At 65.9% G+C, this 4,912-nt stretch carries 6 protein-coding genes; 5 read left to right on the forward strand and 1 reads right to left on the reverse strand.

Features of this window, described 5'->3' with window-relative positions:
* The first annotated feature begins 109 nt into the window (after window positions 1-109).
* The 3 genes from PMI42_RS12380 to clpS all read left to right on the forward strand — a co-directional run bounded on the left by PMI42_RS12380 (window position 110) and on the right by clpS (window position 2,167).
* Window positions 110-1,318, forward strand: a complete 1,209-nt coding sequence (locus PMI42_RS12380) for an MFS transporter (protein ID WP_035965411.1) — start codon at window positions 110-112, stop codon at window positions 1,316-1,318.
* Window positions 1,319-1,349: 31 nt separating this feature from the next.
* Window positions 1,350-1,733 carry a fluoride efflux transporter CrcB gene (gene crcB / locus PMI42_RS12385; RefSeq protein ID WP_008134317.1) on the forward strand — a complete coding sequence of 128 codons (384 nt, stop codon included), beginning with the start codon at window positions 1,350-1,352 and terminating at the stop codon, window positions 1,731-1,733.
* 128 nt (window positions 1,734-1,861) lie between these two features.
* Window positions 1,862-2,167, forward strand: a complete 306-nt coding sequence (gene clpS / locus PMI42_RS12390; RefSeq protein ID WP_008134320.1) for an ATP-dependent Clp protease adapter ClpS — start codon at window positions 1,862-1,864, stop codon at window positions 2,165-2,167.
* Here clpS and PMI42_RS12395 read toward each other — a convergent pair.
* Window positions 2,145-3,131, reverse strand: coding sequence for a LysR family transcriptional regulator (locus PMI42_RS12395; RefSeq protein ID WP_008134321.1), 987 nt, complete (start codon window positions 3,129-3,131; stop codon window positions 2,145-2,147). The genes clpS and PMI42_RS12395 overlap by 23 nt on opposite strands.
* Before the next feature lie 111 nt (window positions 3,132-3,242).
* On the opposite strand from PMI42_RS12395, the gene leuC reads away from it, so the two are divergent.
* Complete coding sequence (gene leuC / locus PMI42_RS12400; RefSeq protein ID WP_008134322.1) at window positions 3,243-4,667, forward strand: 3-isopropylmalate dehydratase large subunit; 1,425 nt, start codon at window positions 3,243-3,245, stop codon at window positions 4,665-4,667.
* On the forward strand, window positions 4,664-4,912 hold a 249-nt coding region (locus PMI42_RS12405; protein ID WP_008134324.1), incomplete at its 3' end, for a 3-isopropylmalate dehydratase small subunit. The genes leuC and PMI42_RS12405, both read left to right, overlap by 4 nt.

Raw genomic sequence — 4,912 nt, forward strand, 5'->3', positions numbered from 1 at the left:
GGCAATCTTTGAGCCTCTGCCTTTGGCGGGAGCATGGACAACCCCGCCATTGGCGGGTTTTTTGTTGCCTGAAACAGTGGCCAGGGGGACGGCCGGAGAAGGCGAAGGCGTGACGACAACGACACCGATGGCTGCGCGCAGCGGGCTGCCCAGGGGAATCTGGGTGCTCGGCTTCGTCTCGATGCTGATGGACGTCTCCTCCGAGATGATCCACGCGCTGCTGCCGCTCTATCTCGTCACCGTGCTCGGCGCTTCCACGCTGACCGTCGGCTTCATCGAGGGCATCGCGGAGGCGACGGCCTCGATCACGAAGATCTTTTCCGGTGCATTGTCGGACTGGCTCGGCCGCCGCAAGCTCCTCGCCGCCCTTGGCTATGGACTGGCCGCGGTGACGAAGCCGCTGTTCCCGCTCGCGCCCAGTATCGAATGGCTGGTGGCGGCGCGCTTCATCGACCGTGTCGGCAAGGGCATCCGCGGTGCGCCCCGCGATGCATTGATCGCCGACATCGCGCCTACGGGCCTGCGCGGCGCGAGTTTTGGCCTGCGGCAGTCGCTCGACACCATCGGCGCTTTCGTCGGGCCGCTCGTCGCGATCGGCCTGATGTGGTGGACGGCGGACAATTTTGTCCTTGTCTTCTGGGTCGCGGTGCTGCCGGCCTTCCTGTCCTTCGGGCTGATCGCCTTTGCGGTGCGCGAGCCGGACCCGGACCCGAGCCGGGAGCCCGCGAGGAATCCGCTGAACACCTCCGCGATGCGGCGGCTTGGCTCCGTCTACTGGCGCGTCGTGGCGGTCGGCATCGTCTTCACGCTGGCGCGCTTCAGCGAGGCCTTTCTGATCCTGCGCGCCCAGAACATCGGCCTCAATGCGATGTGGGTGCCGGCGGTGCTGGTGCTGATGAACATCGTCTATGCACTCTCTGCCTATCCGGCCGGCGTGCTGTCGGACCGCATCAACCGCACCGGCCTGCTCGCGCTCGGCCTCGTCTTCCTCGCCGGCGCCGATCTCGCGCTCGCGCTGCTGCCGACCCTCGCGGGCCTCGCGCTCGGCGTCGTGCTGTGGGGGCTGCATATGGGATTGTCGCAGGGCCTGCTCTCGGCCCTCGTCGCCGACGCCGCGCCGCCGAGCCTGCGCGGCACCGCATTCGGCTATTTCAACCTGTTCACGGGACTGGCCCTGCTGGCCGCGAGCGTGATCGCCGGCGCGCTGTGGGACGCCTATGGTCCGGCCGGCACGTTCCTGGCCGGGCTCGGCTTCGCACTGGTCGCGCTGGTGGGACTGCTCACCGTGGGCAACGGGCTGGCGGAGGAGAACAAATGATCATGCAGGTCGCAAACTGGGGGACGAGACGTTGAACGTTCAATATATTCTGGCCGTCGCAGCGGGCGGAGCACTCGGTGCGGTCGTGCGCTACCTCGTCGCGATCGCCTCGGGCCGGCTGTTCGGCACCGACTTTCCCTGGGGCACTCTGATCATCAACGTGACGGGATCGTTCCTGATCGGCCTTTTCGCTGCTCTGTTCGCCACCAGATGGAACCTGCCGCAGGCCGCCCGTATCTTCCTTACGGTCGGGATCTGCGGTGGCTACACCACATTCTCGACATTCTCGCTGGATGCCTGGTCCCTGATCGAGCGCGGGCAAACATGGGCCTCCGCGGCCTATATGGTTGGGTCGGTCGTGTTGTCTGTGGGTGCGCTCATAGCCGCATTGCAACTCGTCAGGGCGCTGCCGTGAGGGCACCCGCACAATCGACGCATTCCTGCCCATCACCTCGGGCATGATGATGAGCGGTTGCCCCATCTTGGAGAGCCCCCCGGGCGTGCAATATAATAAGCGGTCTGGAAGGGACTTTTCAGGACACGATGAACGACGCCGTCACCAAGCCGAAAACCAGGACCAGGACCAAGGTCGAGCGGCCCAAGCTGCACAAGGTCATCCTGATCAACGACGATTTCACGCCGCGTGAATTCGTCACCATGATCCTGAAGGCCGAATTCCGCATGACCGAGGATCAGGCCTACAAGGTCATGATCACCGCCCACAAGCTCGGGGCCTGCGTGGTCGCCGTCTTCACCAAGGACGTCGCCGAGACCAAGGCCACGCGCGCCACCGATGCCGGCCGTGCCAAGGGCTATCCGCTGCTGTTCACGACCGAGCCGGAGGAGTAGGCCGCTGGCTGCGGCGCCGGCGCACGCGCTCCGGCTTCTGCGTGGTGCTCTTCGGCGGATGCGCCTGAACGTGCTTCCAGAACGCTTCCGCTGCCGGCGTCAGCCGTGACTTCGGCCGAAACACGTGGATCTCGATCGGAATCTCCCACCCCCGTCCGCCTGCCCTCACCAGCTCGCCTGATGCAAGCTGATCGAGGATGAGGCTTTCCGGAAGCCAGGCCATGCCACGACCGGCCTGCACCATGGTGACGAGGAGCTTTGCCAGATGCGAGGTGAACGCCGGCTTCAGCTGCGGTTGAAGCGGAGAGGTCGAGCGGACCGCTTCGAGGATTTTTCCCATCCCCGATTCAGAGCGATAGCTCAGGAATTGCACCGGCGCCGCCTCCGTTCCCGGCAGTTTGAAGCGCGGCGCCTTGTCCGACTTCGAAGCCGGCACCGACGCAGGGATCAGGCAGTCATTGCCGACATGCACGGACCGGAAATGCGACGTCGCCAGCGCGGTGACGGCGGCCGGATGATGGTGGCACAGGAGGAAATGCACCTCGCCGGCCAGCAGCATGCGCTCGCACGCCTCCATGTGGTTGGCGACGAGTTGAACATTCGGCACGAAAGAGAGCGCGGTTTCGATTCCGCGCAGCCAGTCGGGAAAGAAAGTCAGCGACAGCGCGTTGGTCGATGCGAATTTCAGCACGTCGGAGGAGCCGCGCGCCAGCTCCTGGGCCTCGAGACGGCCGGACGAAAGGCGGCGGATGACGTCCTCGGCGGTGAGCCGGAACGCCTCGCCCGCGGACGTCAGGCTCACCGCATGCGTCGTGCGCTCGAACAGCGCCGCGCCCGCCCACAATTCCAGCGCCTTGATCCGGCGGCTCAACGCTGGCTGCGACGTATTCCGTTGCTCCGCCGCGCGCGAAAAACTGCGCGTCGATGCCACCGCGATGAAATCGTGCAGCCAGTTGATTTCCATGGGCCTGCCCTGCTTATGCAAATTCTGCATAATGATATCATGAGGTGACATTGGATTTCCAGAAGGCCGGCCTGCACGCTCGGGGAAAGCCAATTTTCCCCTGGAGGCGCAATGTCCGGGCGCACGCTCTACGACAAACTCATCGACGCGCATGTGGTGCGCCGGCTCGACGGCGACGGGCTCGTGCTGCTCTATGTCGATCGCACCGTGCTCAACGAATATACCAGCCCGCAGGCCTTTGCCGGCTTGCGCGCGGCGGGACGGAAGGTGTGGAACCCCTCGTCGGCGCTGATGGTCGTCGACCACGTCAACCCGACTGCGGCGCACCGCACGCGGCAGATGCCGGACGCTGATTCCACGCGGCAGGTCGACTATTTCGCCGACAACGCGCGCGATTTCGGCATCGAATATTTCGACATCCTGGATCCCCGCCAGGGCATCGAGCATGTGGTCGCGCCCGAGCAGGGGCTGGTGATGCCGGGCATGGTGATCGCCGCCGGCGACAGCCACACCACTGCCTACGGCGCCTTCGGCGCGCTCGGTTACGGCATCGGCACCTCCGACATCGAGCATTATCTGGCGACCTCGACGGTGCGTTACCGCCGCCTGAAGACGATGCGCATCAACGTGAGCGGATGCCCGCCGCTCGGCGTGACGGCGAAGGACCTCGTCATGGAAGTCATCCGGCGCATCGGCGCGGACGGGGCCACCGGCTACGCGGTGGAATTCGCCGGCCCTGCCGTGACCGGAATGAGCGTGGAGGGACGGATCGTGATGTCGATCATGATCGTCGAGGCCGGCGCACGCGGCGTCGTCATCGCGCCCGACCAGAAGGTGCTCGATTATCTCGTGGGACGGCCCCGCGCGCCCAAGGGCGAGATGTGGGACCGCGCCGCCGCGGCCTGGTTGCAGCTTCGCTCCGATCTCGATGCGCGCTTCGACCGCGAGATGACGATCGACGCCGGCGAGGTCGCACCGCTGGTGACGTGGGGCACGAGCCCGGACCAGGCGATCGCCGTAACCGATCGCATTCCCGACCCCGACAGCAACGCGGCCGCGGACCGCAGGACGGCTGCCATGCGCGCACTCGCCTATATGGGTCTCGAGCCGGGAATGCCGATCCAGTCGGTGCCGATCGATTTCGCCTTCATCGGCTCCTGCACCAACTCACGCATCGAGGATCTGCGCGACGCAGCCAAGATTTTCAGGGGCCGCCACGTCGCGTCGGGCGTCCGGGCCATCGTCGTGCCCGGCTCGACCCAGGTCCGCGCGCAGGCCGAGGCGGAGGGGATCGCGCAGATCCTGATCGATGCGGGCGTGGAGTGGCGGCAATCCGGCTGCTCGATGTGCCTTGCGATGAATGACGACATCCTCGCGCCGGGGCAGCGCTCGGCCTCCTCGACCAATCGCAATTTCGAGGGCCGCCAGGGACCGGGCGCGCGCACGCATCTGATGAGCCCCGCGATGGTCGCGGCCGCCGCGGTCACCGGCCACATCACCGACGTGCGCAGCCTGATCGGAGGAGATTTGCCATGACGCCGTTCCATCGCGTTTCCGGCGTCGCCGCGCCGATGACGACGCCCAATATCGACACCGACGTGATCATGCCAAAGATGTTCCTGAAGGGCGTGGACCGCAGCGGTCTCAGCGACGGCGCCTTCAACCTGCTGCGCTTCAACGCCGGCAAGCCGAACCCCGATTTCGTGCTGAACAAGGACGGCTATCGCGACGCCTGCTTTCTCGTCGTGGGTCCGAATTTCGGCTGCGGCTCCAGCCGCGAG

Source organism: Bradyrhizobium sp. YR681, from assembly GCF_000282615.1.
GTDB lineage: Bacteria > Pseudomonadota > Alphaproteobacteria > Rhizobiales > Xanthobacteraceae > Bradyrhizobium.